The 25,035-nt window shown below is 74.0% G+C and carries 18 protein-coding genes and 1 pseudogene; 7 read left to right on the plus strand and 12 right to left on the minus strand.

Features of this window, described 5'->3' with window-relative positions; translation table 11 throughout:
• Positions 1–237: 237 nt before the first annotated feature.
• From ACIHFE_RS06350 to ACIHFE_RS06360, 3 genes are all read right to left on the minus strand, one after another.
• Positions 238–1,347, minus strand: a complete 1,110-nt coding sequence (locus tag ACIHFE_RS06350) for an ATP-binding protein (protein ID WP_400104652.1) — start codon at positions 1,345–1,347, stop codon at positions 238–240.
• Entirely contained in the window at positions 1,344–2,081 is a 738-nt protein-coding gene (locus ACIHFE_RS06355; protein WP_400104653.1) for a response regulator transcription factor, read from the minus strand. Before ACIHFE_RS06355 ends, ACIHFE_RS06350 begins: the two co-directional genes overlap by 4 nt.
• 94 nt (positions 2,082–2,175) lie before the next feature.
• Positions 2,176–2,883: a spermidine synthase gene (locus tag ACIHFE_RS06360; RefSeq protein WP_400104654.1), complete on the minus strand. Its 708-nt coding sequence runs from the start codon at positions 2,881–2,883 to the stop codon at positions 2,176–2,178.
• An 89-nt stretch (positions 2,884–2,972) separates the two neighbouring features.
• On the opposite strand from ACIHFE_RS06360, the gene ACIHFE_RS06365 reads away from it, so the two are divergent.
• A complete protein-coding gene (locus ACIHFE_RS06365; RefSeq protein ID WP_400105022.1) occupies positions 2,973–4,040 on the plus strand; it encodes a rhomboid-like protein in 1,068 nt (355 codons plus the stop codon).
• Here ACIHFE_RS06365 and ACIHFE_RS06370 read toward each other — a convergent pair.
• Positions 3,936–4,277 (minus strand): annotated as a pseudogene (locus ACIHFE_RS06370) (hypothetical protein); the annotation flags it as partial. The gene ACIHFE_RS06365 and the pseudogene ACIHFE_RS06370 overlap by 105 nt on opposite strands.
• Positions 4,274–5,149: an NAD(P)-dependent oxidoreductase gene (locus ACIHFE_RS06375; protein WP_400104655.1), complete on the minus strand. Its 876-nt coding sequence runs from the start codon at positions 5,147–5,149 to the stop codon at positions 4,274–4,276. The pseudogene ACIHFE_RS06370 and the gene ACIHFE_RS06375, both read right to left, overlap by 4 nt.
• 127 nt (positions 5,150–5,276) lie before the next feature.
• On the opposite strand from ACIHFE_RS06375, the gene ACIHFE_RS06380 reads away from it, so the two are divergent.
• The 3 genes from ACIHFE_RS06380 (at position 5,277) to ACIHFE_RS06390 (ending at position 12,177) form a co-directional block, all read left to right on the plus strand.
• On the plus strand, positions 5,277–6,263 hold the full coding sequence (locus ACIHFE_RS06380) for a helix-turn-helix domain-containing protein (RefSeq protein ID WP_400104656.1): 987 nt from the start codon (positions 5,277–5,279) through the stop codon (positions 6,261–6,263).
• A gap of 131 nt (positions 6,264–6,394) precedes the next feature.
• The gene (gene lon / locus ACIHFE_RS06385; RefSeq protein ID WP_400104657.1) at positions 6,395–8,791 is read left to right on the plus strand and encodes an endopeptidase La; all 2,397 of its coding nucleotides are present in this window, start codon (positions 6,395–6,397) and stop codon (positions 8,789–8,791) included.
• 107 nt (positions 8,792–8,898) lie between these two features.
• On the plus strand, positions 8,899–12,177 hold the full coding sequence (locus ACIHFE_RS06390) for an AfsR/SARP family transcriptional regulator (protein ID WP_400104658.1): 3,279 nt from the start codon (positions 8,899–8,901) through the stop codon (positions 12,175–12,177).
• Between the two features lie 150 nt (positions 12,178–12,327).
• On the opposite strand, the gene ACIHFE_RS06395 is transcribed toward ACIHFE_RS06390, so the two are convergent.
• The 5 genes from ACIHFE_RS06395 to ACIHFE_RS06415 all read right to left on the minus strand — a co-directional run bounded on the left by ACIHFE_RS06395 (position 12,328) and on the right by ACIHFE_RS06415 (position 16,422).
• Positions 12,328–12,885 carry a CocE/NonD family hydrolase C-terminal non-catalytic domain-containing protein gene (locus ACIHFE_RS06395; protein ID WP_400104659.1) on the minus strand — a complete coding sequence of 186 codons (558 nt, stop codon included), beginning with the start codon at positions 12,883–12,885 and terminating at the stop codon, positions 12,328–12,330.
• A complete protein-coding gene (locus tag ACIHFE_RS06400; RefSeq protein WP_400104660.1) occupies positions 12,875–13,606 on the minus strand; it encodes an ABC transporter permease in 732 nt (243 codons plus the stop codon). The genes ACIHFE_RS06395 and ACIHFE_RS06400 overlap by 11 nt, the downstream gene beginning before the upstream one ends.
• Before the next feature lie 47 nt (positions 13,607–13,653).
• Positions 13,654–14,541: an ABC transporter ATP-binding protein gene (locus ACIHFE_RS06405; RefSeq protein ID WP_400104661.1), complete on the minus strand. Its 888-nt coding sequence runs from the start codon at positions 14,539–14,541 to the stop codon at positions 13,654–13,656.
• A 125-nt stretch (positions 14,542–14,666) separates the two neighbouring features.
• Complete coding sequence (locus ACIHFE_RS06410; protein ID WP_400104662.1) at positions 14,667–15,485, minus strand: class I SAM-dependent methyltransferase; 819 nt, start codon at positions 15,483–15,485, stop codon at positions 14,667–14,669.
• A 58-nt stretch (positions 15,486–15,543) separates the two neighbouring features.
• Positions 15,544–16,422 (minus strand): arylamine N-acetyltransferase, encoded by an 879-nt coding sequence (locus ACIHFE_RS06415; RefSeq protein WP_400104663.1) that lies wholly within the window; start codon positions 16,420–16,422, stop codon positions 15,544–15,546.
• Between the two features lie 270 nt (positions 16,423–16,692).
• Here ACIHFE_RS06415 and ACIHFE_RS06420 point away from each other — a divergent pair, with 270 nt between their 5' ends.
• Positions 16,693–19,524, plus strand: a complete 2,832-nt coding sequence (locus tag ACIHFE_RS06420) for a M4 family metallopeptidase (RefSeq protein WP_400104664.1) — start codon at positions 16,693–16,695, stop codon at positions 19,522–19,524.
• A gap of 63 nt (positions 19,525–19,587) precedes the next feature.
• On the opposite strand, the gene ACIHFE_RS06425 is transcribed toward ACIHFE_RS06420, so the two are convergent.
• On the minus strand, positions 19,588–20,454 hold the full coding sequence (locus ACIHFE_RS06425) for a lysozyme (protein ID WP_400104665.1): 867 nt from the start codon (positions 20,452–20,454) through the stop codon (positions 19,588–19,590).
• Between the two features lie 140 nt (positions 20,455–20,594).
• Between ACIHFE_RS06425 and ACIHFE_RS06430 the strand changes: the two genes are divergently transcribed.
• Positions 20,595–21,146: a MarR family winged helix-turn-helix transcriptional regulator gene (locus tag ACIHFE_RS06430; protein WP_400104666.1), complete on the plus strand. Its 552-nt coding sequence runs from the start codon at positions 20,595–20,597 to the stop codon at positions 21,144–21,146.
• Positions 21,147–21,203: 57 nt separating this feature from the next.
• On the opposite strand, the gene ACIHFE_RS06435 is transcribed toward ACIHFE_RS06430, so the two are convergent.
• A complete protein-coding gene (locus ACIHFE_RS06435; protein WP_400104667.1) occupies positions 21,204–21,965 on the minus strand; it encodes a protein phosphatase 2C domain-containing protein in 762 nt (253 codons plus the stop codon).
• Positions 21,966–22,226: 261 nt separating this feature from the next.
• Between ACIHFE_RS06435 and ACIHFE_RS06440 the strand changes: the two genes are divergently transcribed.
• On the plus strand, positions 22,227–25,022 hold the full coding sequence (locus ACIHFE_RS06440; RefSeq protein ID WP_400104668.1) for a nitrate- and nitrite sensing domain-containing protein: 2,796 nt from the start codon (positions 22,227–22,229) through the stop codon (positions 25,020–25,022).
• Positions 25,023–25,035: the final 13 nt, after the last annotated feature.

The following is a 25,035-nucleotide window of genomic DNA, read 5'->3' on the forward strand; positions in this document are numbered from 1 at the left end:
CTCTTCCGCTTCCTAAGGTGGTGGACAGCGGGAATAAAGGCTACGCCTGTCAGGGGCTCCGATGCAGGCCACCGGGGCCAGTCGTCGCCTAAGTCACACTCTCCACCGGGTTTCGTGGCATGACGGGACGGGAAACACACGGGGTTCTGCGCCTCCTGGCGGATTCCGGGTTCGCCGAAGCTCGCCCCACATCCCTCGGAATGTGTGCTTCCGCCATCGACCCTACGTCAACTCTGATCACGAAGGTCCTCCTGGAAGAGTGACCTTGATACGACAGCCACGCGGTGACTCGGCCACTCCTATGCTCCCCCCGTGCAGGTCGACCGCCCAGCGGGCGATCGCCAGCCCCAGGCCGGTGCCGCCGTCGCCGCCCGGCCCCTGGTGGTCCGCGCCGCCCCGGTTGAACCGCTCGAAGACCCGGTGCCGCTCCGCCTCCGGGATGCCCGGCCCCTCGTCCAGCACCTCCAGCGCCAGCGACCCGGCGCCCTCGGAGCCCTCGCCCCGGCGCGCCCGGATGGTGACCCGGCCGTGCGGCGGGCTGTGCCGCACCGCGTTCTCCACCAGGTTGGCCACCACCTGGTGCAGCCGCTCGGCGTCCGCGTGCGCGGTCAGCTCCGGCGGCTGGACGTCCAGATGCAGATGGACGTCCTTGCGGGCGCGCGCCGAGCGGCCGGTGCCGCAGACATTGCCGGCGATGCTGGCCTCCTTGAGCACCCCGGCCAGATACGGCCACACCTCGAAGCGGCGGGCGCGCAGCGGCACCACCCCGTTGTCCAGCCGGGACAGGTCCAGCAGCTGCTCCACCAGCCGCCCCAGCCGCTCGGTCTGCTGCAGGGCGGTGCGCATGGTCTCCGGATCGGCCGCCGAGACCCCGTCCACCACGTTCTCCAGCACCGCCCGCAGCCCCGCGATGGGGGTGCGCAGCTCATGGGAGACATTGGCGACCAGTTCCTTGCGGTGGGTGTCCACCGCCTCCAGGTCGGCGGCCATCCGGTTGAAGGCGGTGGCCAGCGCGCCGAACTCGTCCCGCCGCCCGTCGCTCACCCGGCGGGTGTAGTCGCCGTGCGCCATGGCCCGGGTGACCTCGGTCATCTCGTCCAGCGGCGCGGTCAGGCCATGCGCCACGAACTGGGTGATCAGCAGCGAGGCGATGATCGAGAAGATGGTGATCACCCGGAGCTCGGTGGCCGAGTGGACCGCCAGGAAGACCAGCAAGGTGGTGATCACCACCGAGCCGATCACCAGCGCGCCCAGCGCGGCCTTGACCGACCGGAACGGGTCCAGCGGCCGCAGCGCCTCCCAGGTCCGCGCCCACAGCCCCGGGCGCTCCGGCCGGTCGTCCCTCACGCCGCCGGGGTCTCCAGCGCGTACCCCACCCCGTGCACGGTGCGGATCCGCTCCGCGCCGATCTTGCGGCGCAGCGCCTTGATGTGGCTGTCCACGGTGCGGGTGCCGGAGGCGTCCGCCCAGTCCCACACCTCGGCCAGCAGCTGCTCCCGGGAGAGCACCGCGCGCGGTGTATTGGCCAGACAGACCAGCAGGTCGAACTCGGTGGGCGTCAGATGGACGTCCGTGCCGCGCACCCGCACCCGCCGCTGGGCGTGGTCGATCTCCAGCTCGCCGAGGCGCAGGATGCCGCTGCGCGGGGTGTGCGCGGCCAGCGTGGCCCGCTCCACCCGGCGCAGCAGTACGTGCACCCGGGCCGCCAGCTCCCGCATGGAGAACGGCTTGGTCATATAGTCGTCGGCGCCCACGCCCAGGCCGACCAGCATGTCCGTCTCGTCGTCCCGCGCGGTGAGCATCAGCACCGGCACCGGCCGCTGCGCCTGCACCCGCCGGCAGACCTCCAGTCCGTCATAGCCGGGCAGCATCACGTCCAGCACCAGCAGATCGGGCTGCCATGCCTCGGTGGTGTCCACGGCGGCCGGCCCGTCGCCGGCGGTCCGTACCTGAAAACCCTCGGCGCGCAGCCGTGCCGCGATGGCCTCGGCGATGGTCCGGTCGTCCTCGACGATCAGCACCCGCCGCTGTGCCCCGGCGGAGACCGCCGCGCCGCCCGGGCCGATGTGTGTCTGCTCCATGCGCCCGCCCCCAGCGTTTTTAGTGCCCGCGCGTTTCTGTGCCCGCCACCCTCCAGGTGTGGCAAGCAGGGTACGGGCAGGTGACGGGGGACGGCTACGCGGCGCGAAGCGCCAGGTGGACAACGTCCGGGACGCCTCGGGCAACGGCGATCTCTTCGGTGGTTACCTCGGCGAATCCGGCATTCCGGAGCGCTTTTTCGAACTTCTCGGACGGCTGTGCGGACCAGACGGCCAGTACTCCGCCGGGCGTCAGCCGCCGCCGGCAGGCGGCCAGCCCGGCGGGGGAGTACAGGCCCTCGTTGTTCTCGGTGACGGTCCAGCCGGGGCCGTTGTCGATGTCCAGGCAGAGCGCGTCAAAGCTCCGGTCACCCTGGCGCAGGAAGGCCACCAGGTCCGCCCGGACGATCTCGGTGCGCGGGTCGGCCAGCGCCCGGGCGGTGAAGACCCCCAGCGGGCCGGTGCGATGCCAGTCGATCACCGCCGGCTCGCGTTCGACCACGGTGATCCGGCCCCAGCGGGGCTCCTCGGCGGCCCTGGCCAGCGAGAAGCCCACCCCCAGGCCGCCGATCAGCACGGCCGGCGCCCGACGCTCCGGAGGCAGCGCGGCCAGCGCGGCGTCCACCAGCCGCCGCTCCGAGCGGCCGTCGGAGCTGTCCATCAGAAAGCACCCATTGGCGATGATCTCGTAGGTGCCCGGCCCCTCGCCCCGGTGGCGCAGCACCACCTCGCCATGCGGGCCGTCCCGGCGGTCCAGGGTGACGGGCGGGGTGACGGGATCGTGCGGGGCGTGGAAAGCGCTCATGCCGGGCCTCCGTCGGGTCTCGGGTCCAGAGTCGGGACGTCCACTGTCAGGACGACGACAAAGCCGTGCCCGATCCTCGCAAGGAGTTGATGTGCCCGGGGGCGGTGCACCTTAATGTTCATAGCGAGCGGCCGGTCCAGGTCGCCGGAAAGGGGCCTGGCCGAGTGACCGCGGTTGACCCCGCCGGGGCGATACGGCGCCGGGGCCGTCTGCTGCTCCGGCTGATACCCACCCCCCGGGCCACCCCGTTCACCTTCTGCTACGGGCTGGTACTGCTGGCCACCGCGCTCTACGCGGAACTGGGCGACGAGGCCACCGTCAACCGCCTGCTGCGCGACTCCAGCACCGACGCCGCGCACCTGGCCGACCGACCGGTGCTGGTGATGGTGGCCAGCGCGCTGTGGATAGCGGGCGGCCTGGTCTCCTTCTACGGCCTGGCCTTCGCCCCGGTGCTGGGCGCCCTGGAGCGCCGGGTCGGCGCGCTGCGCACCGCCGGGGTGTTCGTCCTCGGCCATGTGCTGGCCACCCTGGCCACCGAGCTGCCGGTGGCGGGCGCGGTGGCGGCGGGCAGGCTGCCGGCTGCCTCGCTGCACCGGCTGGACTACGGCATCAGCTTTGGCTTTATGTCCTGTCTGGGGGCGCTCGCCGGGCTGCTGTCACCGGCCTGGAAGTGGACCGTGCTGGGCGGCGCCGGGCTGCTGTGCGCCCAGGACCTGGTCGAGTACGCCGATCCGCTGGCCAGCTGGGGCCACCCGATAGCGCTGCTGATCGGGGTCGCCTGCCAGGTGCTGCTGCGCCACGAGGCCCGCCTGGCGCACCGTGCCGTCCCACTGCCACTCGCCGAGCCGGGGGCGGCCGGGCAGGGCGGTGCGTCCGGTGGCCCACAGCAGGGTGCGGCCGGGGTGCTCCCCGGGGTCCGTGCCGGGGAACAGCCGGCCGAGGGCGGGGGCGGCCAGGTCCGGTGGCGGAGTGAAGTCCAGGCCGAGCCCGGCGGCGATGTCATGGGTGTGGACCAGGGTCTCCACCACGCCCATGGCGGCGAAGCCGGGGCCGTCGGAGTGCCCCCAGGGGTGCCAGGCCCGGTCGGCGGGGCGGCTGCCGCGGACGGTCACGGCGAGCAGCGACGCCGCGATGCGGATGCCCTCCAGTCGCGTTGAGACGGGAGCCTGCTGGTCCAGCGAGGCGAACAGGGTGATGTAGCGGTCGCGCGGCTTGGCGGTGAGCAGTCCCGCATAGCCGACCAGGCCCAGGGCCAGGTGGTCCAGGGTGTGGTGGCAGGACCATTCCAGCCCTCCGGCGGGCCGGGACCAGTCGGCCCCGGCAACCCTTTCCAGCGCGCCGGTGGCCCGGTGCGCGGCCTCGGTGACCAGGCGGGCCCAGTCGTCGGTGTTCACGCCTGCTCCTCGGTGCTCAGGAACTCCACCAGGCGGGCCCAGCCGTCCTTGCCGTGGCCGGCCGCCACCGCCCGCCCGACCAGGTCCTGGAAGACGGCCGGCAGCCCGGAGTCGATGCCGCGGGCGGCGCCGGCGCTCACCAGGTGGCCGATCGCGGCCAGATGAACGTCCAGGGTGGCGTCGTCACCCGGGTACGCCCCGGCGTCCACCTGCGGGGCGTAGGCGGCGGCGAAGCCGCTGACGGCTCCCAGCCACCGGTTGGCCACCTCGGTGAAGGCCACCGCGCTGGTTCCGGCCCCGCCGTCGGCGCCCACCAGGGCGACGCCATGCAGCCAGCCGGTGAGCGCGGACCACATCACACCCAGCAGCGCGGTGTCGTAGAGCGAGGCCAGGCCGGCCTCGGGGCCCAGGTACAGCGGGTCGCCCAGGGCGGCCAGGGCGTCCCGGCCGGCCTCGAAGGCGGACCGCGGGCCGCTGTAGAGCAGCATGGCGGTGGGGTCGCCGATGCCCGGCGGGGTGGTCATGATTGCGCCGTCCAGGTAGCCAGCCCCGTGCCGCCCGGCCCAGGCCGCCATCTCCCGGGCCTCCTCCGGGGTGCCCGAGGTCAGGTTGACCAGGGTGCGGCCGGCCAGGTGCACGGCCACCGGGCCCAGCACCCGGTGGACGGTCTCATAGGTGGCCAGGCAGACCACCACCAGCTCACCGGCCCGCACCGCCTCGGCGGGGGTGGCGGCCGGCTCCGCGCCCCGTCCGGCCAGGGCCTCCGCCCTGCCGGGCGTCCGGTTCCAGACGGTGGTGCGGTGGCCGCCGGCCAGGAAGGCCCCGGCCAGGGCGCTGCCCATGGACCCCAGTCCCATCACGGTCACATTCATCGTCGTCGAACTCCTTGTGCGTCCCGGAAGTTGATCAAGCGAGGACCACGCTCGCAGCGCCCGGCGCCGCCCGACAGTGGCAGGACTGACGTACTGCGCAAAATTCCTGCCACTAGGCTGGGCGGTCATGAGCGCCGGTTCCGTGGCCGTGGTGGTGATCGACCAGGACGTCCCCTTCTGGGACCTGTATGAACTGGGGGTGGTCTGCACGGTCTTCGGCATCCCGCAGCCCGATCTGGCCGACCCCTGGTACGACCTGCGGCTGTGCACCGTGCGGCCGGAACAGCCGCCGCCGCCCGGCCCGCCGGGCTTCACCCTGCGCGCGCCCTGGGGTCTGGAGGGGCTGGAGGGGGCGGACACGGTGATCGTCCCCTCGGTGCCGGAGGCATGCGTGGACGGGGAACGCGAGCTGCCCGCCGAGCTGCTGGCGGCGCTGCGCGCGGCCGCCGACCGGGGCGCCCGGCTGGCTTCCCTGTGCGCCGGGGCGTTCGCGCTGGCCGCCGCCGGGCTGCTGGACGGCCGCCGGGCCACCGCGCACTGGATGCACACCGAGGCGCTGGCCCGCCGCCACCCCCGCGTCACGGTGGACGACTCCGTGCTCTATGTGGACGACGGCCAGGTGCTCACCAGTGCCGGGGTGACCGCGGGCCTGGACCTGTGCCTGCACCTGGTCCGCCGCGACCTGGGCGCCCATGTGGCCAACCAGCTGGCCCGCCGGCTGGTGGTCCCCGCCCACCGGCCGGGCGGCCAGGCGCAGTTTGTGGAGGTGGCCGTACCGGCCGCCGACGACCGGGGCCTGGCGCCGGTCCTGCAGTGGGCCACCGAGCGCCTGGACCGGCCGCTGACCGTGGACGAGCTGGCCGCCCGGGCCGGGATGAGCGCGCGCACCTTCCACCGCAGGGTGCAGGCCACCACCGGCACCACCCCGCTGCGCTGGCTGCTCGCCCAGCGCCTGGCCCGGGCCCAGAGCCTGCTGGAGACCACCGCCCTGCCGGTGGAGCGGATCGGCGAGCTGTGCGGCCTGGGCACCGCCGCCAACCTGCGGCGGCACTTCACCCTGCACTTCGGGGTCACCCCGACGGACTACCGCCGCTCGTTCCCGGGCCCCGTCTGATCGTCCACAACTGATCACCCACCCCTGATCGCCCGCATCTGATCGCTCACAGCGAACAACAGCCCGGGAACAACCGGGCTCTCTCCTGCATTGAGTCGGCATAGCTCAACTTGCCTGCCGAAGGGGAGATCATGGCTTCGACGTCCGCACCGCTCACCCTGCCTGTCCTGCCGCTCGACGACGAGGTCGTGCTGCCCGGCATGGTGGTCCCGCTGGACCTGTCCGACACCGAGGTCCGCGCCGCCGTCGAGGCCGCCCAGGCCGCCGCCCAGCGTGGGGCCAAGCCGCGGGTGCTGCTGGTGCCCCGGGTGGACGGCACCTACGCCGGGGTCGGCGCCCTGGGCAGCGTCGAGCAGGTCGGCCGGCTCTCCGACGGCGACCCGGGCGCGCTGATCCGCGGCCTGCGCCGGGTGCGCATCGGCGCCGGGACGACGGGCCCGGGCGCCGCGCTCTGGGTGGAGGGCACGGTGATCGAGGAGATCACCCCCGACCCGCTGCCCGGCGCGGTCACCGAGCTGATGAAGGAGTACAAGGCGCTGGCCACCAGCTGGCTGCGCAAGCGCGGCGCCTGGCAGGTGGTGGACCGGGTCCAGCAGATCGACGACCTCTCCCAGCTCGCCGACAACTCCGGCTACTCGCCCTTCCTGACCGTCGGCCAGCGGGTGGAGCTGCTGGAGACCGCCGACCCGGTGGCCCGGCTGAAGCTGGCCGTGAAGTGGCTGAGCGAGCACCTGGCCGAGCAGGATGTCGCCGAGTCCATCGCCAAGGACGTCCAGGAGGGCGTGGACAAGCAGCAGCGCGAGTTCCTGCTCCGCCGCCAGCTGGAGGCGGTCCGCAAGGAACTGGCCGAGCTCAACGGGGACCCGGAGAACGAGTCCGAGGACTACCGGGCCCGGGTGGAGGCCGCCGACCTGCCGGAGAAGGTCCGCGAGGCGGCCCTGAAGGAGGTCGAGAAGCTGGAGCGGGCCTCCGACCAGAGCCCCGAGGGCGGCTGGATCCGCACCTGGCTGGACACCGTCCTGGAACTGCCCTGGAACGAGCGCACCGAGGACTCCTACGACATCCCGGGCGCGCGGGCGGTGCTGGACGCGGACCACGCCGGGCTGGACGACGTCAAGGAACGGATCACCGAATACCTGGCGGTGCGCAAGCGGCGTGCCGACCGGGGCCTGGGGGTCGTCGACGGGCGGCGCGGGGGTGCGGTGCTCGCGCTCGTCGGCCCCCCAGGCGTGGGCAAGACCAGCCTGGGCGAATCCGTGGCCCGGGCCATGGGCCGTAAGTTCGTCCGGGTCGCCCTGGGCGGCGTCCGCGACGAGGCGGAGATCCGCGGCCACCGGCGCACCTATGTCGGCGCGCTCCCCGGCCGGATCGTGCGCGCCGTCAAGGAGGCCGGCTCCATGAACCCGGTGGTCCTGCTCGACGAGATCGACAAGGTGGGCTCCGACTTCCGCGGCGACCCGGCCGCGGCCCTGCTGGAGGTCCTGGACCCGGCCCAGAACCACACCTTCCGCGACCACTACCTGGAGGTCGAACTCGACCTGTCCGACGTGGTGTTCCTGGCCACCGCCAATGTCCTGGAGGCCATCCCGGAGGCGCTGCTGGACCGGATGGACCTGGTCCGGCTGGACGGCTACACCGAGGACGAGAAGGTCGTCATCACCCGCGACCATCTGCTGCCCCGCCAGCTGGAACGGGCCGGGCTGGACGGCGGCGAGGTTGCCGTCGAGGACGCCGCGCTGCGCAAGCTGGCCGGCGAGTACACCCGCGAGGCCGGGGTGCGCACCCTGGAGCGCCTGATCGCCCGGCTGCTGCGCAAGGTGACCGCCCAGCATGAACTTGGCGAGCGGGAGCTGCCGTTCACCATCGGGGTGGAGCAGCTGCGGCCGCTGATCGGCCGCCCGCACCACACCCCGGAGTCGGCCCAGGACCCGGCCGAGCGGCGCACCGCGGTGCCCGGTGTGGCCACCGGGCTGGCGGTCACCGGCGCCGGCGGCGATGTGCTGTTCGTGGAGGCCTCGCTGGCCGACCCGGAGACCGGCGGCGCCGGCCTGACCCTCACCGGCCAGCTCGGCGATGTCATGAAGGAGTCCGCCCAGATCGCGCTGTCCTTCCTTCGCTCGCACGGCGCCGAACTGGAGCTGCCGGTGGGCGACTTCAAGGAACGCGGCGTCCATCTGCACGTCCCCGCGGGCGCGGTGCCCAAGGACGGCCCCAGCGCCGGCATCACCATGACCACCGCGCTGGCCTCGCTGCTCTCCGGCCGCCAGGTTCGCCCGGAGGTCGCGATGACCGGTGAGGTCTCGCTCACCGGGCGGGTGCTGCCGATCGGCGGCGTCAAGCAGAAGCTGCTGGCCGCGCACCGCGCCGGAATCACCACCGTGATCATTCCCAAGCGCAATGAGCCGGACCTGGACGATGTCCCGGCCGAGGTGCTCCAGAAGCTGGAGGTCCACCCGGTCTCCGATGTCCGTCAGGTGCTGGAGCTGGCCCTCACCCCGGCCGCGGCGGAGGTCGTCATGGCCGCCTGAGCGCTCCGCTGCGGGTGGTCGTGCCCGGTCGCGCGGTTCCCCGCGCCCCCTACGGGCGGCTGAGGACCCGTGGCGAAGATCCGCCGGACAGTCCTTAGCCTGGGGGCATGCAGTTCTCGATCTTGGGTTCGGTGTCGGCGGGCGAGGCCGGGCGGCAGGTGCCGCTCGGCGGCTCGCGGGTACGCGCCCTGCTGGGGCTGCTCGCCCTGGAGCCCGGCCGCACCGTTCCGGTGGAGCGGCTGGTCGACGGGCTATGGGGGGACGAACCGCCCGCCAAACCGCGAAACGCGCTGGCCTCGCTGGTCAAACGGCTGCGCGCGGCTCTGGGCGACGCACGGCTGGTGGCCGGCGGGACCGTCGGCTACACGCTGGCGGTGGAGCCGGCGGCGGTGGACGCGGAGCGCTTCACCCGGCTCGCCGAGCGCGGCGCCGCCGCGGCCGCCGCCGGCGACCAGGAGGGCGCCACCGGGCTGCTGACCCAGGCGCTGGCGCTGTGGCAGGGCCCCGTCGCCCTGGCCGGCCTGGCCGAAACCGCGCCCTACGCGGCCCCGGCCGCCGCCCGGCTGACGGAACGCCGGCTGCGGGCGGTGGAGGACCTGGCCGCCGCCCACCTGGCCGCCGGGCGGTACGCCCAGGCCCTGGACGCGCTGGCGGCGGACCGTCAGGCGCACCCGCTGCGCGAGAGCCTGGCGGCCCTGGCCGTCCGGGCCCTGGCCGGCGCCGGCCGGCAGTCCGATGCGCTCGCCCAGTACGAGCAGACCCGCGGCCTGCTCGCCGATGAGCTCGGCATCGACCCGTCCCCGGACCTCGCCGCCGCCCAGCTGGCCGTGCTGCGCGGCGAACTCCCGCCGGCGGCGGCCGCGTCACCGGCACGGGAAGCGTCCGGGCCGGCAGACGTACCGGCGGACGTACCGGCGGACGTACCGGCGGGGGCGGCCGCCCCCGTACCACCGGCGGCGCTCGCCCCCGCCAACGCCATCCGCCTCCCCCTCACCGGCTTCATCGGCCGTGAGGACGAACTCGCCCGGCTGACCGGCATGCTGGACGAGGCCCGGCTGGTCTGTCTGGTCGGCCCCGGCGGGGCGGGAAAGACCCGGATCGCCCTGGAATGCGCGTCCCGGATACGGGAGTCGACCGTCCGGCTGGTGGAACTGGCCGCGGTCACCGACCCGTCCCAGGTGCCCTATGCCGTACTGGCCGCGCTGGACGTCCGGGACACCGTGCTGCAGCGCGACGAGAACCCGGCCGCCGACCCGCTGGACCGGCTGGCCACCGCGCTCGCCGGACGGCCGACGCTGCTGGTGCTGGACAACTGTGAGCAGGTGATCGAGGCGGCGGCCGAGCTGGCGGACCGGATCCTGGCCCGCTGCCCCGGTCTGCGGGTGCTGGCCACCAGCCGGGAACCGCTGGGCATCACCGGCGAACAGCTCTGCCCCGTACCGCCGTTGGGGCTGCCGCCGGCCGGGGCCGGCTGGCAGCACATTGCCGAGGCTCCCGCGGTGCGGCTGTTCGCCCAGCGTGCGGCCGCCGTGCGCCCCGGCTTCGCCGTGGACGAGGACAACGCGGCCGCCGTGGGCGCCCTCTGCGCCCGCCTGGACGGCATGCCGCTGGCCATCGAACTGGCCGCCGCCAAGGCCCGGATGCTCACCCCCGGTCAGATAGCCGACCGGCTGGACGACCGGTTCCGGCTGCTCACCGGAGGCAGCCGCACCGCCCTGCCCCGCCAGCAGACCCTGCGCGCCGTGGTCGCCTGGAGCTGGGACCTGATGACCGGGGAAGAGGCCCAAGCGGCCCGCCGCTTCTCGGTGTTCGCCGGCGCGGCCACCGTCGAGGACGCCGAGCGGGTGTGCGGCGAGGACGCCCTGGACGCCCTGTTCTCGCTGGCCGGCAAGTCCATCCTGACCGCCGACGGCGACGGCCGGCTGCGGATGCTGGAGACCATCCGCGCCTATGCCGCCGAGCGCCTGGACGAGGCGGGGGAGACCGCCGAATGGCGGCTGCGGCACGCCCGCCGGTTCACCGAACTGGCCGAGGAGGCCGAGCCCGAGCTGCGCACCCGGGCCCAACTGGCCTGGATCGGCCGCCTGGTGACCGAGCACGACAACTGCCTCACCGCGCTGCGCGCCGCTCTGGAACTCGGCGACACCACGCTGGCCCTGCGGCTGTGCGCCGCCCTGGGCTGGCTGTGGTGGCTGCGCGGCCAGCGCGCCGAGGCCGCCCGCTGGGCGGGCCTGGTCCTGACGGCGGCCGGCCCCACCCCGCCCGCGGGAGCCGTCCGCGCGCACGCCGGCTGTCTGCTCACCTCGCGGATCGGCGACTTCGCCCACCCCACCGACTTCACCGCCGCCGCCGGGTCCGGCGCCTGGCCGGTGGAGTTCGCCGCCGGCTTCGACGAGCTGGTGGCCGGGGCGGCCGCCGAGGGCCCGGTGCATCCACTGCTGCTGATCTCCGGCGCCTCCCTGACGGCCGTCGCCGGCCGGGGCGAGCGGGCCCTCCAACTCCTGGACGGCTACGCCGAGTCGGCCGACCCCTGGCTGGCCGCCGCCGCCCGCCTGGTGCGCGGCAGCCTGCGGATGCACGAGCGGCGGCCCGACCTGGCCGACCCCGATCTGGCGGCCGCCGCCGACGCCTTCCGCCGGCTCGGCGAACGCTGGGGCCTCAGCCAGGCGCTGATGCTGCTCATCCGGCACCGGGCGCTGCGCGGCGGCGGACTGGCCGCGGCCGGTGCGCTGATGACCGAGGCGGACGGCCTGATCGCCGACTGGCTGGGCGCGGACGAGATCGTGGCGACCCTGCTGCGCCACGCCTATCTGCGGCTGCGCGAGGACGATCTGGACGGCGCGGCGGCGGATGTGGCCCGGGCCGCCGGGGCCGCCCCGGGCGCCCGGGCGGACTCCGCGCTCCAGGTCCGGCTGGCCCGGGCCGCGGTGGACGCCCGCCGGGGGGACTTCGACGCCGCGCTGCCCGCCTTCGAAAGCGGCCTGGCCGAGTTGGAGGCCGGCGGTGCCACCGCCTACGACACCGCGTTCCACCGCATCAACCACGGCCGGGCGCTGAGCGCCCACGGCGACCACCGCGCCGCCGTGGACCGGTTCCGGGCCGCCCTGCGCGGCGTGGAGCAGGTGCCCTACACCCCGCTGCGGATCATGGCCCTGCTGGCCTTCGCGGGTACGGCGGTGGCCGCCGGGGAGAGTGAGACGGCGGCGGTGGTCTTCGGCGGCTGCGCCAGGGTTTTCGGGGTGGGCCAGGGTTCCCCGGATACCGTGCGCTCTCGGGAGCGGGCCCGCGCGGCGCTCGGTGAGGCGGCGTACGAGGCGGCGTTCGCGCGGGGCGGGGAGCTGGATTTGGCGGCGCTCCTGGAGTTCGTCGCGACGACCGCTCTCTGAGTTCCCCGTGTCCCTGAAGGGCCGCACCTGGCGCGTCTGCCGACGACCCCTGTCGTTTGGCCGCGGGCCGTGGGTGGCTGGTCGCGCAGTTCCCCGCGCCTCTGATGGGTACCCGGCGACGTAGTGGCGTCTGCCGACGGCCCCCGGCCGCTAGCGGGGCCCGAGCAGCAGGCGGGACGGGCGGGCGTCGTCGTGGTGGACGCGGTAGACCGCGGGGGCGTCCAGGGGCGGGGCATCCGTCCCGTAGCGCGGGCGGCCCAGGCCGGAGAGTTCCAGGCGGATGCGGTGGGCGGGGGCGAACTCCAGGCCGTCGACGGTCAGTTGGACGCGGAGTTCACGGGCGGCGGCCGGACCGGTGCACACGGCCTCCGCGGCGGCCAGGGCCGTCACCCGGCCGTCGGGGCGGACCGAGGTCAGGGCGACCAGGAGGCGTCCCTCCGCCACGGGGACTCTCAGGTGCAGCACGGCCTCGGCGCCGGCCGCCGGGACCGGGGCGGCCAGCGGCCCGGAGGTCCAGCACAGAACATCCTCGCGCAACTGGACGGGGCGGCGGTCGGCGCCGGGGGCCAGCGCCGGCACCGGGCTGTACGGGTCGTGGTACAGCACATCCGACGGCTGGCGGCCGGGACGGGTCGCGCTCAACCGCCCGTCCCCGGCGGCGCTCTGGGCGGCGCCGCCACTGCTCAGGTACCAGGTCTCAGTTCGCACGGGCACCCCTGCGGTAGGCCACCAGCGCGAAGGCGGCGGCGGCCACCAGCCAGCCGGCCAGCACCAGCGGGGCGGCGGCGTGCGGGGCCCGGCCGTGGGCCGCGTCCAGCGCCAGCTCCGCGTAGCGGTTGGCCGGAGTCAGCGTGGAGACATGCTGCAGCCAGCGCGGCAGCTTGTCGGCCGGCGCCCACAGGCCGCCCACCACCGACAGCAGCACATACCCGGCCACCGAGACCGCCTGGGCGAGCTGCGGGCGCAGCAGATAGCCGACGCCCAGCGCCAGCAGCGCCATCGGGGCCACCCCCAGCCACAGCACCAACACCGTCGCCGCCCACTGTGCGGGCGAGTGGTGCACCCCGTACCCCAGCGCACCGGTCAGCTGGACGGCCAGCACCGGCGGGATCGCGCCCAGCATCCCGGTCAGGGCGCGCATCCCCACCACCCGGGCCGGGTGCACCGGCATCAGCCGCAGCTGGCGCAGCCAGCCGCCGGCCCGGTCCTCGGCGATGCCGCTGCCGCTGTTGAGCACCGCGCCCATGGCGCCGAAGGCGGCCATGGTGACGGTGGCGAAGGACAGGGCCTTGGTGTCCTGGGCGCCCTTGGCGTTGTTCGCCAGGACCACATACATCACCAGCGGCGTGACCAGGGAGACCATCAGAAAGCTGACATTGCGCAGCAGTCGGGTCGTTTCCAGGCGCAGGTAGCCGACGGTCATGTCCATGTTGGGGTTCCTTCGGTATCGGTGGGGTGCGGGCGGAGCGGGTGCGGTCAGCGGCGGGTGAGGGCGACAAAGGCGTCCTCCAGCGCGGCGCCGGTCACCTCCAGATCGCGGACGGGGCCCAGCGCGGAGAGGGTGGCATCGGCGTCCGTGCTGTGCAGCCGGATCCGGCCGCCCTGCGCCTCGACGTCCGATACGCCGGGCAGCATGGCCAGTTGGGCGGGCGGGATGCCAAGGTCGGTGAAGCCGATGACGCGGCCGGCCGCCGCCTGCTTGAGCTCGGCGCTGGTGCCGTCGGCCACCGGGCGGCCGCGGTCGATCACCACCACCCGGTCGGCGTTGGCGTCCGCCTCCTCCAGGTAGTGGGTGGAGAAGACGATGGTCCGGCCCCGCGCGGCATACCGCCGCAGCGCCGCCCACAGCTCCCGGCGCGACTCCACGTCCAGCGCCGCGGTCGGCTCGTCCAGCACCAGCAGGTCGGGGTCCCCGGCCAGCGCCATGGCGAACCGCACCCGCTGCGCCTGGCCGCCGGAGAGCCGGTCCACCCGCTTGCGGACCAGCCCGCCCAGATCGGCGGCACGCAGGATCTCCGTCATCGGCAGCGGCCGGGGGTACGCGCGGCGGACAAAGCCGATCAGCTCGCCCACGGTGACCCGGGAGACCAGCCCGCCCTCCTGCATCATCGCGCTGACCCGCCCGGCCCGGACCGCCTCCGGCGCGGTGGTGCCGAACAGTTCGACCCGGCCGGCGTCCGGCTCCAGCAGGCCCAGCATCATCGCCACCGTGGTCGACTTGCCGGCCCCGTTGCGGCCGAGCAGGGCCACGATCTCGCCCTGCCGGATCGTCAGATCCAGACCGTCCACCGCCACGGTGGCGCCGCCCTGGTAGGTCTTGCGCAGTCCCGACAGCCGGACCGCCGCCGTCTGACCGATCTTCATCGTGCTGTTCCCTTGCCCTCGCCGGTGCTTGATGACCTCACTGTGGAGGGCGGCGATGGCAGGCCGATGGCGGTGCGATGGCAGCGGCGGTGGCAGCGCGATGGCAGGCGGTCCCACCGGACGGATCAGCGCACGGTACGCGCCAGAAACAGCCCCGTGGTCGTGGTCAGCCGGAGCCGCCCGCCATGCGCGTCCACCGCGTGCGCCACTTCGGCCAGCAGGGCGGTCCGGGTCGCCTCCGGAAGGCGCCGGTAGAACGACAGCGAGGTGAGCAGATCGACCGTTCCCCCGGTCGACCGCTCATGCTCGGTCACATATTGATGATGCGTCAGATCGGTGAAGCCCGGGTCGTTTCCCAGCTCCTCGCCCACCCAGCTGTCGGCGCCCATCACCGACTCCCTGGGCCGCCCGTCCAGAATGGAGTGCGGGGGCAGCTCGTCCAGATACCGCCGGTGCAGCGCGGTCACCTCGTCCCGCAGCGCGTCCTCCGCCAAGTACCAGTCGTTCCAGAACAGCGCGACGGCCCCGCCCGGCACCAGCGCCGCCCTGGCCAGCTCCCCGCGCACCGCCGGATCGACCCAGTGCCAGGCCTGCGCCGACAGCAGCAGCCCGAACCGGCGCTCCGCCGGCCGCGCCCAGCTCTCGAACTCGCCGTTGACGACCGTGACCCGGCCGAGCCCCGCGCATTTGCGCTCCAGCACGGCGGCCATCCGCGCATCCGGCTCCACGCAGGTCAGCGCCACCCCACGGGCCGCGAACGCCACCGTCGCCTTGCCCGTCCCGGCCCCGACCTCCAGCGCGTCCCGGCCCGCCGGTCCGGCGAACGCCAGGACATCATCGACGAGTTGCCCGGGATACCCCGGCCGGGCCGCCTCGTACTGGTCGGCCACCTCGCCGAAGACCTTGCGCCGTGCCCGGTCGGGCCGGCCCTGCTCGTCGCTCATGGGGCCACTTTAGAAGTCAAAGCGGAGTTCGGCCCCGGAAGTTGACGTACCTACCGCGTCAAGCCGCGTCCAGGCCGCTCCTGAGCCGGTCCAGTTCCGTCTCCCCGAGCTCGATCCCGAACTGCTCCGCCAGCACCCGCCCCAGCTCCGCCGGCTCGATCTTCCGCTGCTCCAGCAGGGCTTCGGGCCCGAAGACATCCAGCGTGGTGGCGTCCAGCCGGCGGTGCTCGGTGGCGCTGAACCACTGGGCGAAGGGGCGCTTGACGAACGGGGAGCGCTGGTGGGTGGAGACATAGTGGTTGGCCACCACATAGTCGATCGCGTACTGCGGGCGCAGGGTGAAGGTGTGCCGGTCCACCCAGCCGTCCGCCCCGTACTGGTGCAGCCACCACTCGTCCACGCCCAGCACGCCGTCCCGCCGCTCGATGCGGAACCGCCAGCCGTCGAAGTCCGCTTCCGCGCCGTCGGCGATCTCCACCGGACCCAGCGGGCCCCGCCCGAAGCCCACATCGCACAGCCACAGCCGCTCGTCGTCGGAGGCCGTCACGGCCAGCAGCGCGTGCGTGGTGGGCCGCGCCTTCTCCGCACCGAGCGTCACTCCGCCGATCACCGCGGTGAAGGTGAAGCCGAACCGCTCCAGCACGGCCGCGAACAGCACCGCGTGCTCAAAGCAGTAGCCACCGCGACGCCGCCGGACCAGCTTGTCCTGCACCGCCGCCAGGTCCAGCTCGATCGGTATCCCCAGCACCGCGTCGAAGTTCTCGAACGGTATGGAGGTCACATGCGCCCGCTGCAGCCGCCGCAGCACCTCAAGCGTCGGCGTCCGGTCGCCCTGGTACCCGGTGCGCTCCAGATACGCGTCCAGGTCCAGCCGGTCGCCGTCCCAGCGCCGGGAGGAATCCGCCGAGGAGTCCGCCGAGGAATCCGTCTGAGTCATGGTCCCAACTCTCCCGGATCCCGCGATCCGTGAACCTGAGGAAAATCATTGCTCGTTGAACTGTAAGCGCCTGGGGCGGGGGCCACCTCTGTCGTGAGACGGGGCCGGGGTCGACTCCTGGGCCTAGGGCTGAGGATGGAGACCCGGGCTGCTCCGGTGCCGGAGGCCGAAAGTTGACCGTGGGCATTCAGGCCCCATTGATGGGGTAACGCATCACCGCTTGCATTGCCCTGCCCAAAGATGTTCCGGCGCAGGCACGGAGGGGATTCCTTGCGTAAGCCCAGAGCACAGAGCGATGGCAGGAGCAACAGGAGCGGTCTGGCGGGGGCGGTGGCGCTGGCCGGGGCCGCCGCGCTGGTGGTGAGCGGGGCACCGGCCCTGGCCGCCACCATGCGTCCCGGCCCGGGACCGGTGGAGGTGATTCCGGGCAAGGGTACGGCGACTCCCGCGCTGGTGTCCGGCTTCAGGGAGGCGGTGACCGCCAACGGCAGCGCGGCCGACGCGGCCCGCGGACACCTGGCGCGGAAGCGGGACCGCTACCGGATCGCCGACCCGGAGCACAATCTCACGCCCGTACGGACCCTGAGCCAGGACGGCACCGAGACCGTACGGCTGCAGCAGCGCTACCGGGGCGTGGAGGTCCTCGGTGGCCAGTACGTCGTACGGATGGAGAACAAGGACGGCAAGCGGGTCGTCACCGGCACCTCGGGCCGGTACTTCACCGCCCTGAAGACCGCCGTCAGGCCCGAGGTCGGCGCGGAACTGGCGGTGCGGCGGGCGGTGGCCGCGGTCGCCGGGCAGCTCGGCGGGCAGACGGTCGGGAAGAAGGACGTGGCGCCGGGCAAGGGGCAACCCAGCCCGTCCGCCGCCGCGTTGAGCGGCACCGCGCGTGGCCTGGTGGTGCTGCCCAAGGGCGCCGGGGTGCTCACCCAGCACATCACGGTGCGCGGCAAGAACCCGGCCACCGGTGAACCGGTGCTGCGCGAGGTGTACATAGACGCCCGGGCCGGGTGGCCGGTGCTCCAGTACAGCGGGATCAAGACGTTCGCCGGCCCCCGCACCGGCGGTGCCCCGGCGACCCGGCCTGCCGGGCGGACCGCGCGGCATGCCGACGGCGCGCCCGTCACCACCGGTTCCGGGGTGAAGTACGACGGGCAGACCGTTGAGCTGGGCGTGGAGCTGGACCCGGCGCGCAAGGAGTATGTGCTGCGTGACCGCGCCCGGATGGCGGAGACCTCCAAGAATGTGATCGCCACCTGGGACGCCCGGGGCAAGGACGTGTCCGAGGTCAACGGCCGCTGGCCGGACGGCGTCAAGGAGTTCGGCTCGCCCACCCCGGAGTTCGGCAAGGACGCCACCGAGTCCGGCGCGGTGGACGCGCACTGGGCCGCCGGCCAGGTCTATGACTACTACCGGTCCGTCCACCAGCGGGACAGCCTGGACGGCCAGGGCATGACCCTCAACTCCCTGGTGGGCGTGGACTACTTCGGCGGCAGCTATGTCAACGCCTTCTGGGACGGCACCAAGATGGTGTACGGCGGCGGCGACCAGGAGTACCGGACCCTCTCCGCGGGCCTGGATGTGGTGGGCCATGAGATGACGCACGGGGTGGTGGAGAACTCCGCCAACCTGGTCTACGCGGGCCAGTCCGGCGCCCTCAATGAGGCGCTGGCCGACTACTTCGGCAGTGCCATCCGGATGAACACCTACGGGATCGCCATGGACGACCCCGACTCCGGACTGCTGGGCGGGTCGCTGTGCCGGACCAAGTCACCCCGCCAGTGCGCCTTCCGGGACCTCAACGACGGCCGGACCACCAGCAAGAGCTTCCTGGGCGTGGGCTTCGCCACGGACAACGGCGGAGTGCACCTCAACTCCACCATCTTCTCCGGCGCCTTGTGGGACATGCGCAAGGACCTCGGCCCCACCCTGGCCGACAAGATCGTCTACCGGGCGCTCACCCGCTATATGACCCCGCTGGACGGCTTCACCGAGGGCCGTGACGCGGTGGTGGCCGCTGCCCGGGAGATGCGGGTCTCGGCCCGGGCGCTGAAGGCCGTGGAGCGGGACTTCAACGCCCATGGCATTGTGCCCGGCTGGGAACTGGCGCTGGGCGTGGACTCCGACCAGCTGCTGGCCAAGGTGAACACCTCCGACAGCACGGTGGGCGCGGGCGGCGGCTACTGGGCCGCGGCCAAGTCCAATGACGACGGCTCCGAGGCGTACTCGGTGTGGGCCGGCCGCACCGACGGCACCGGCGCGCCCCGGCTGATGAGCCCCAACGACGGCCGCTACCACGTCAGTCCGGCGACCGACGGCAAGACGGTGGCCTGGGCGGCCTATGGCCCCAAGGGCGTGGATGTGCTCTCCCGCCCGCTGGCCGGCGGCCCGGTGCGCAAGCTGTACTCGACCAGCGGCAGCGTCACCCATGTCCGGGTCTCGGACACCGCCGTGGTCTTCGAGGTCGCCGAGCCCTTCGGCGCGCGCCATGTGGCCTATGTGCGCACCGGGGAGAAGCGCGCCTCCTTTGTGGACGACGGGCGCTCCGAGCAGTCCACCGGACTGCCGTCCATCAGTGGCTACAAGGTCGCCTACGCCCGGGCCTACCCGGAGGGCGACTCCTACCGGTACGGCACCGAGGTGCTGGACCTGAAGACCGGCACCAGGACGCTGATGACCCAGCTGGGCACCCCGGCGGAGATCGGGCAGACCGGTATCAACCACCAGAATGTCTTCTGGCTGGTGCGCGACGGCCAGGGCCAGGGGCAGACCGTGGTGCGCCGGGCGGGCCTGGACGGCAAGGAGCCGGTGGACTTCGCCCGGGGCAAGGGCGCCGAGGCGGGATACGCCTTCGACCTGACCGTCTCGGAGAGCGCGGTGACGGTCAACTCCCAGGTGCCCGCCGAGGATTACCGCAATGAGACCATGGCCAAGCTCTGGCAGTTCGGCACCGATGGCACCGTCAAGGGCCGGATGTCCTGCAACCGGGGCGAGCAGCTCTCCGGTTCGGCGGTCAGCGGCCGTCAGGTGGTCTGGCTGGACGGCACCACCGGCTGGACCGACCTGGTCACCCGCAGCCGCCCGGCGGGCAACTGCGGCTGAATAACGGATGGTTGTGACCGTGCCCCCGGCGCCGATGTGCCGGGGGCACGGCGATCCGGGGGCTCAGCCGTTGGCCAGGGCCTTGAGCCGGGAGTAGGAGCCGTTGAAGCGGTCGTGGTCCCCCACGGTGGGGCCGCTGTCGGTGTACTGCCACACGGTGTGGAAGCCCCAGCCGGCCGGCAGGGCGCCGGGGGAGGAGCCATAGCGCGCCGTCCACAGCGGGTTGGCCGAGCCGAAGCCGGTGTAGTCGCCGGTGCAGCGGTGCCACCAGCCGGTGGTGGTGTAGATGACCGCGTCCCGGCCGGTGCGGGCCCGGTAGGCGGCGAAGAAGTCGGCCATCCAGTGGGTGAGCTGGCCGGCGTTCATGCCGTAGCAGACGTTCCCGTAGGGGTTGTACTCCATGTCCAGCACACCGGGCAGCGTCCGCCCGTCCGCCGACCAGCCGCCGCCATGGGTGGCGAAGTAGGCCGCCTGCGCCGCGCCGGAGGAGTTGTCCGGCAGGGCGAAGTGGTAGGCGCCGCGGATCATTCCGGCCCGGTAGGGGCCGTCGTACTGCTGGGTGAAGTAGGGGTTGGTGTAGCTGGTGCCCTCGGTCGCCTTGGCCCAGGAGAACCGGACCCCCGAGGAGTACAGGGCGGACCAGGGGACGTTGCCGTTGTGGCTGCTGACGTCCACCCCCTCCACCGAGGCGAGCGGCGCGGGCGCCGGCCCGCCCCGGCCGCCGCCCTCATGGGCCCGGACGGTCGAGCCCATCCAGTCCCGCCCGGGATGGGCCGGTCCGGGGTGGGCCGGTCCGGTGGCGGGGGTCACGGCCCGGGCGGTGGCGGGCAGGGCGAACAGCAGCGCCAGCACGGTGAGCAGCGTGGTGAGGGCGGCGGGAAGGGTGCGGAGAACGGGGCCGGCGGGGCCGGGACGGTGGTGCGCGGGCATGGTGCCTCCGGGAGCTCGGTGGGGGAGTCTCGGTGGGAGGTGAGGGGTGGGGGAGTGGGAGTCCTGATGCGGGAGCCCATGGCCATTGGTGTGGCCATGTCATGTCTTTGAGTCAGTGATACCCCGGCATGGGGCCCGGGATGCTGCCATTGGTCCGATCCTGGGAAATACTGGCCCGGCCGCGGCGCGAGGCCGCGGCGGAGAACTGTCCGGCGGCGGGAAAGCGAAGAGGGCGCGAGGTGCGGGAGATCGGCGAAGGCGGGGAGCAGGAGTTCCTGGCCCTGGAGCGGGAGTTGGCGGTCCTGCTGCGGCGGGCCCGGGCGTCCTCCGGGGAGATGGCCCGCGAGGTCCACCCCGAACTGGAGCCCGCCGCCTATGGGCTGCTGGTGCGGCTGGCCGAGACGGGCCGGCAGCGGGCCACCGACCTGGCCGCCTACTTCGGGGTGGGCAAGGCCACCATGAGCCGGCAGCTGCGGGCGCTGGACGAGCTGGGCCTGATCATCCGCACCCCGGACCCGGCGGACGGACGGGCCTCCCTGGTGGAGCTGACCGAGGAGGGCGGCGCCCGGTTCAGCCGGGTCCGGGACGCCCGGCGGGCCCAGTACGTCCGCAAGCTGGTGGACTGGGACCGGGAGGAGATCGCGGAACTGGCCCGGCTGCTGAACCAGCTGAACACCAGCATGGGCGGGTAGCGGCCGCGCCACCCGGGCCTGGGGTCACAGCTCCGCGCCCGGAGTAACAGCCCAGGGTCACAGCTCCGCGTAGACCGCCGAGGCGTCATCGTGCCGCTTGCCGGGGACGGCCGGGGCGGCGTGCTCCAGCTCCCGGACCCGGTCGATCAGCGTCCGTGGCCCGCCCTTGGCGAGCAGGGCCGCGCAGTCGGCCCAGCCGCCCTCGTGGAAGACCTCCACCCACCGCGCGGCGCCATCGCTGAGCGCGGCCAGGGCCCGTACCCCGGCCCGGGGCAGGGTGCCGGTGACCGCGCGCCGCACCACCGAGGGGTCGGCGGCCGCGGTGAAGAAGCCGTCCTCCGCGTTGCGTTGGGCGTCGGTGACCGGGCCCAGCGCGGCCAGGGCGGCGATCCGGCTGTCCAGCACCGGGGTCACCTCGCCGTCCGCCCCCTCGACCAGCAACACCGAGTCGGACAGCACCAGATACTCCACCCGCTCCTCGTCCCAGCGGGCCACCACCACCGTGGCCTGCGGGGTGCGCCGGTGGCCGAGGTCGCACAGGTCCCGGTGGGCCTCCGCGGTACGGGCGACGGCCGAAGCCAGACAGCCCTGGAGCGTCAAGTCCCGCCGGGAAACCGCCCGTTCGAGCAGGGCGCCGCCAAGCCGGGCCGCGTACCAGGAAACCCCGTGGGTACAGCCGGTGTCGCCGGAGGGCGGCGGGGTCACCCCGTCCAGCAGCACCAGCGCCCCGCCGAGGCCCAGCGCCGGCAGCACCGCCGACACAAAGTCCTCGTTGGGGCGGCCGGGATCACCCGGGCGAGTGGCGAGTTCGATGCGCATGGGGCCAGTGTGCACCAGCCGTGATTTCAGCGGGTGTTGGCGCGCATCCTTCCGGCGGGCGCGGCGGTTTACCGGGTGGCGGTCGCCGGGGGGAGGACTCCGGGGGAGGACGCGTACGCACCGTGCGCGCGGGTCATCTCCCGGTGCGGAGCCACTCCTTCGGGTGGCACGGCGCATGATCGGCGGCCGCTGCGCAGAGGTGCTGAAAAGGTCACTTCGGCACCTGGGGTGGGTACGGATGAGAGCAGATGGTGAGCACCGGTGCGGAAGAAGCGGCTTCGGGGCGGGCGGCGCGAGCAGGCGACCACGGCGGTGCCGGAGCGCACCGCCCGGGTACGCAACCGGCTTGTCGCCGCCGTGTTGATCACCTCGCTCACGGTGCTCGGTGCCGGCGCGCTCGGCCTCGCCGACGCCCTGCGTGACGCGGGGGACTCCCAGCGCGCGGTCCCGCTGGGCCGGACCGCCGCCGACGCGGTCCAGCTGGCCCATGCGCTCGCCGATGAGCGGGACGCCATGACCGAGTATGTGGCCGCCGGGCGCGGGCCGGTGCCGGCCGCGCTCACCGCGCAGCGGGCCCAAGTGGACCGTAGGATAAGGCGGTTCGCCGCCGCCCCGGAGGTGCGTGCCGCCCTGCCGTCCGCCGTGCGCGGCCGGCTGGACAAGCTGGCCGAGGTACGGCGCCGGGCGCTGGCCGGCCCGGGTGAGCCGCTGGCCGCGTTCACCGCCTACACCGCCACCGTGCAGGCGTTGCACGGGGTGGCCGGGACGCTGGCGGTACGGCTGCCGCCGGGCAGCGGGGCGGCCGACGCCTCCGCGGTGGCGCTGCTCGGCCGCGCGGTCGAGGAGGCGTCCGCCACCCGGGGCCTCTCCCTCGGCGCGCTGGCCGCCCATGGCGCCCACCCCGAACTGGAGGCCGCCGCCCAGCAGACCGCCTGCCGTGAGCAGGCGGCGCTCGCCGACTTCGCCCAGCTCGCCCCGGCCAAGGCCCGTGACGCCTACGCGGCCACCGTGGCCGGCCCCGAGGTCACCGCCGCCGAGGCCCGGCTGGCCCGGATCACCGAGGGCCGGTCGGCGGCGGAGACCGAACGGGCGCCGGAGACGGAGCAGGTGCGCAAGCTCCTCACCGCCCGGCTGAACCTGATGCGCGGCGTGGAGTCCGCCCTGGCCGGCGCGGAGGCGGCTCATCTGGGCCGGGTGCACGGCAGGGATGTCACCGCGCTGCAGGCGCGCGGCGCGCTGGCCGGCTGCTGTCTGCTGCTGGTGCTGCTGGCCGGGTTCCAGTCCGCCCGCTCCATCACCCGCCCGCTGGCCGCGCTGCGGCTGGGCGCCCGCCGGGTGTGCGCCGACCCGGTGGCCAGGGAACCGGTCTCCTTCAAGGGCCGGGACGACGAGTTCGCCGAGGTGGCCCGGTCGGTCAATGTGCTGCACGGCACCGTGGTGCGCCAGCGGGAGCGGATCGGCCTGCTGGAGGGCGAGCGCGCCCGGCTGGACGCGGCCCGGCAGGACCTGGCCGACGAACGGGACGTGCTGCGGGTACGCGACCGCGAACTCAACGACCGGCTGGCCGGGTTGACCGAGTTCGCCTACGGCCGGGCCCATGCCACCTGCGCCGGCCTCGCCCAGCGCACCCTGCTGCTGGTGGAGCGGCAGCTGTCGGTGATCGAGGCGCTGGAGGCGCACGAGGCCGACCCGGACCGGCTGGAAGTGCTGTTCAAACTGGACCACTTGGCCACCCGGATGCGCCGGCACAGCGAGAACCTGCTGGTCCTCTCCGGTGTCGAGGCGGGCGGCGGGCACGCCGGGCCGGTGCCGCTGCTGGATGTGCTGCGGGCCGCGGTCAGCGAGATCGACCGCTATGAACGGGTGCGCATCCACTCGCTGCCCGCCCGGGCGCAGCTCGCCGGGTTCGCGGCGGACGACATCAGCCACCTGGTGGCCGAACTGCTGGAGAACGCCACCGGGTTCTCCCCCGAGGATGTCCAGGTCCAGGTCTCCGGCTGGCTGCTGGAGAACGGCGAGGTGATGCTCTCCATCCAGGACGAGGGCATCGGCATGGCCCCGGACCGCCTGGACGAGCTCAACTCCCTGCTGGCCCAGCCCGATCCGGAACCCCGGCTGGCCCTGCCGGGCTCCGACCGGGGGCCGGAGGACGCGGTGATGGGCCTGGGCCTGTACGCGGTGGCCCGGCTGGCCGGCCGGCACGGTGTGCGGGTGCAGCTGCGGGAGCAGCGGCCCGGGGGCATCACGGCGGTGGTGGTCCTGCCGGCGCCCCTGCTGTCCCAGGGCGTACCCGAGGGCGACGGTGGCGCGGTGTCGGGCCGGTCCACCCGCCGTACCTCCAGCATCGGCCCGCGGCCCGCGCCCCCGGATCTGCCGCCGGACGACGCGACCCTGGAACTCGCCCTGCCGCTGGTCGAACGCCCCGCCATGGGCCGCCACGCCCGGCCGGCGTCCGGTCCGGCCCATCCGTCCACTCCGTCCACTCCGTCCACGGAAGCGGCGGGGCGGGGTTCCGGCGCCATGCGGGGCTTGGCGGACGTGCCGCATCAGGGTTCCGGGGGCATGCCGGGGCCGGGCGACGGGACCCGTCCGGGCTCCGGGCACGGGGCCCGTGCCGGGTACGGCCCGGAGCCGGTTCCCGGACACGGTTGGGCGCCCGCACCGAACGTGGCACCCGCACCGAACACGGCGCACGCACCGGGGCTCGCGGCGCACGCGCCCGGCGCGGAATTCGCACCCCCGCAAGGGAGTTCACCGGCCGCGCCCGGCGGCACCGTCACCGGCACCGGGCTGCCCAAGCGCACGCCCAGGCCGCTGGCGCAGAAGCCACCGCAGCAGAGCATGCGCCGGGGCGTGGACGCCGAGGCGCTGCGCCGCAAGCTGGCCGGTTTCCAGCAGGGGGCCCGCGACGGGCGGCGGGACGCGGCGGCGGAACTGGCCGGACAGGAGCAACCAGGGTGGGCTGGGCGGGAGGAATCCGGCCGGGCTGGGCGGGGGGAGCGCAGCCGGGCGGGGGAGCTGGACGAGGGCGGCAATGTCGAGGAGGCACGCGGTTGACTGCAATTCCCCG

It is taken from the genome of Streptomyces sp. NPDC052396, from assembly GCF_044593195.1.
GTDB lineage: Bacteria > Actinomycetota > Actinomycetes > Streptomycetales > Streptomycetaceae > Streptomyces.

Coding starts and splice junctions, on each gene's coding strand:
- ACIHFE_RS06355 (WP_400104653.1), bottom strand. CDS start 2,081: ATGGAGCAGACACACATCGGCCCGGGCGGCGCGGCGGTCTCCGCCGGG.
- ACIHFE_RS06360 (WP_400104654.1), bottom strand. CDS start 2,883: ATGAGCGCTTTCCACGCCCCGCACGATCCCGTCACCCCGCCCGTCACC.
- ACIHFE_RS06365 (WP_400105022.1), top strand. CDS start 2,973: ATGTGCCCGGGGGCGGTGCACCTTAATGTTCATAGCGAGCGGCCGGTC.
- ACIHFE_RS06375 (WP_400104655.1), bottom strand. CDS start 5,149: ATGAATGTGACCGTGATGGGACTGGGGTCCATGGGCAGCGCCCTGGCC.
- ACIHFE_RS06380 (WP_400104656.1), top strand. CDS start 5,277: ATGAGCGCCGGTTCCGTGGCCGTGGTGGTGATCGACCAGGACGTCCCC.
- lon (WP_400104657.1), top strand. CDS start 6,395: ATGGCTTCGACGTCCGCACCGCTCACCCTGCCTGTCCTGCCGCTCGAC.
- ACIHFE_RS06390 (WP_400104658.1), top strand. CDS start 8,899: ATGCAGTTCTCGATCTTGGGTTCGGTGTCGGCGGGCGAGGCCGGGCGG.
- ACIHFE_RS06400 (WP_400104660.1), bottom strand. CDS start 13,606: ATGGACATGACCGTCGGCTACCTGCGCCTGGAAACGACCCGACTGCTG.
- ACIHFE_RS06405 (WP_400104661.1), bottom strand. CDS start 14,541: ATGAAGATCGGTCAGACGGCGGCGGTCCGGCTGTCGGGACTGCGCAAG.
- ACIHFE_RS06410 (WP_400104662.1), bottom strand. CDS start 15,485: ATGAGCGACGAGCAGGGCCGGCCCGACCGGGCACGGCGCAAGGTCTTC.
- ACIHFE_RS06415 (WP_400104663.1), bottom strand. CDS start 16,422: ATGACTCAGACGGATTCCTCGGCGGACTCCTCGGCGGATTCCTCCCGG.
- ACIHFE_RS06425 (WP_400104665.1), bottom strand. CDS start 20,454: ATGCCCGCGCACCACCGTCCCGGCCCCGCCGGCCCCGTTCTCCGCACC.
- ACIHFE_RS06430 (WP_400104666.1), top strand. CDS start 20,595: ATGCTGCCATTGGTCCGATCCTGGGAAATACTGGCCCGGCCGCGGCGC.
- ACIHFE_RS06435 (WP_400104667.1), bottom strand. CDS start 21,965: ATGCGCATCGAACTCGCCACTCGCCCGGGTGATCCCGGCCGCCCCAAC.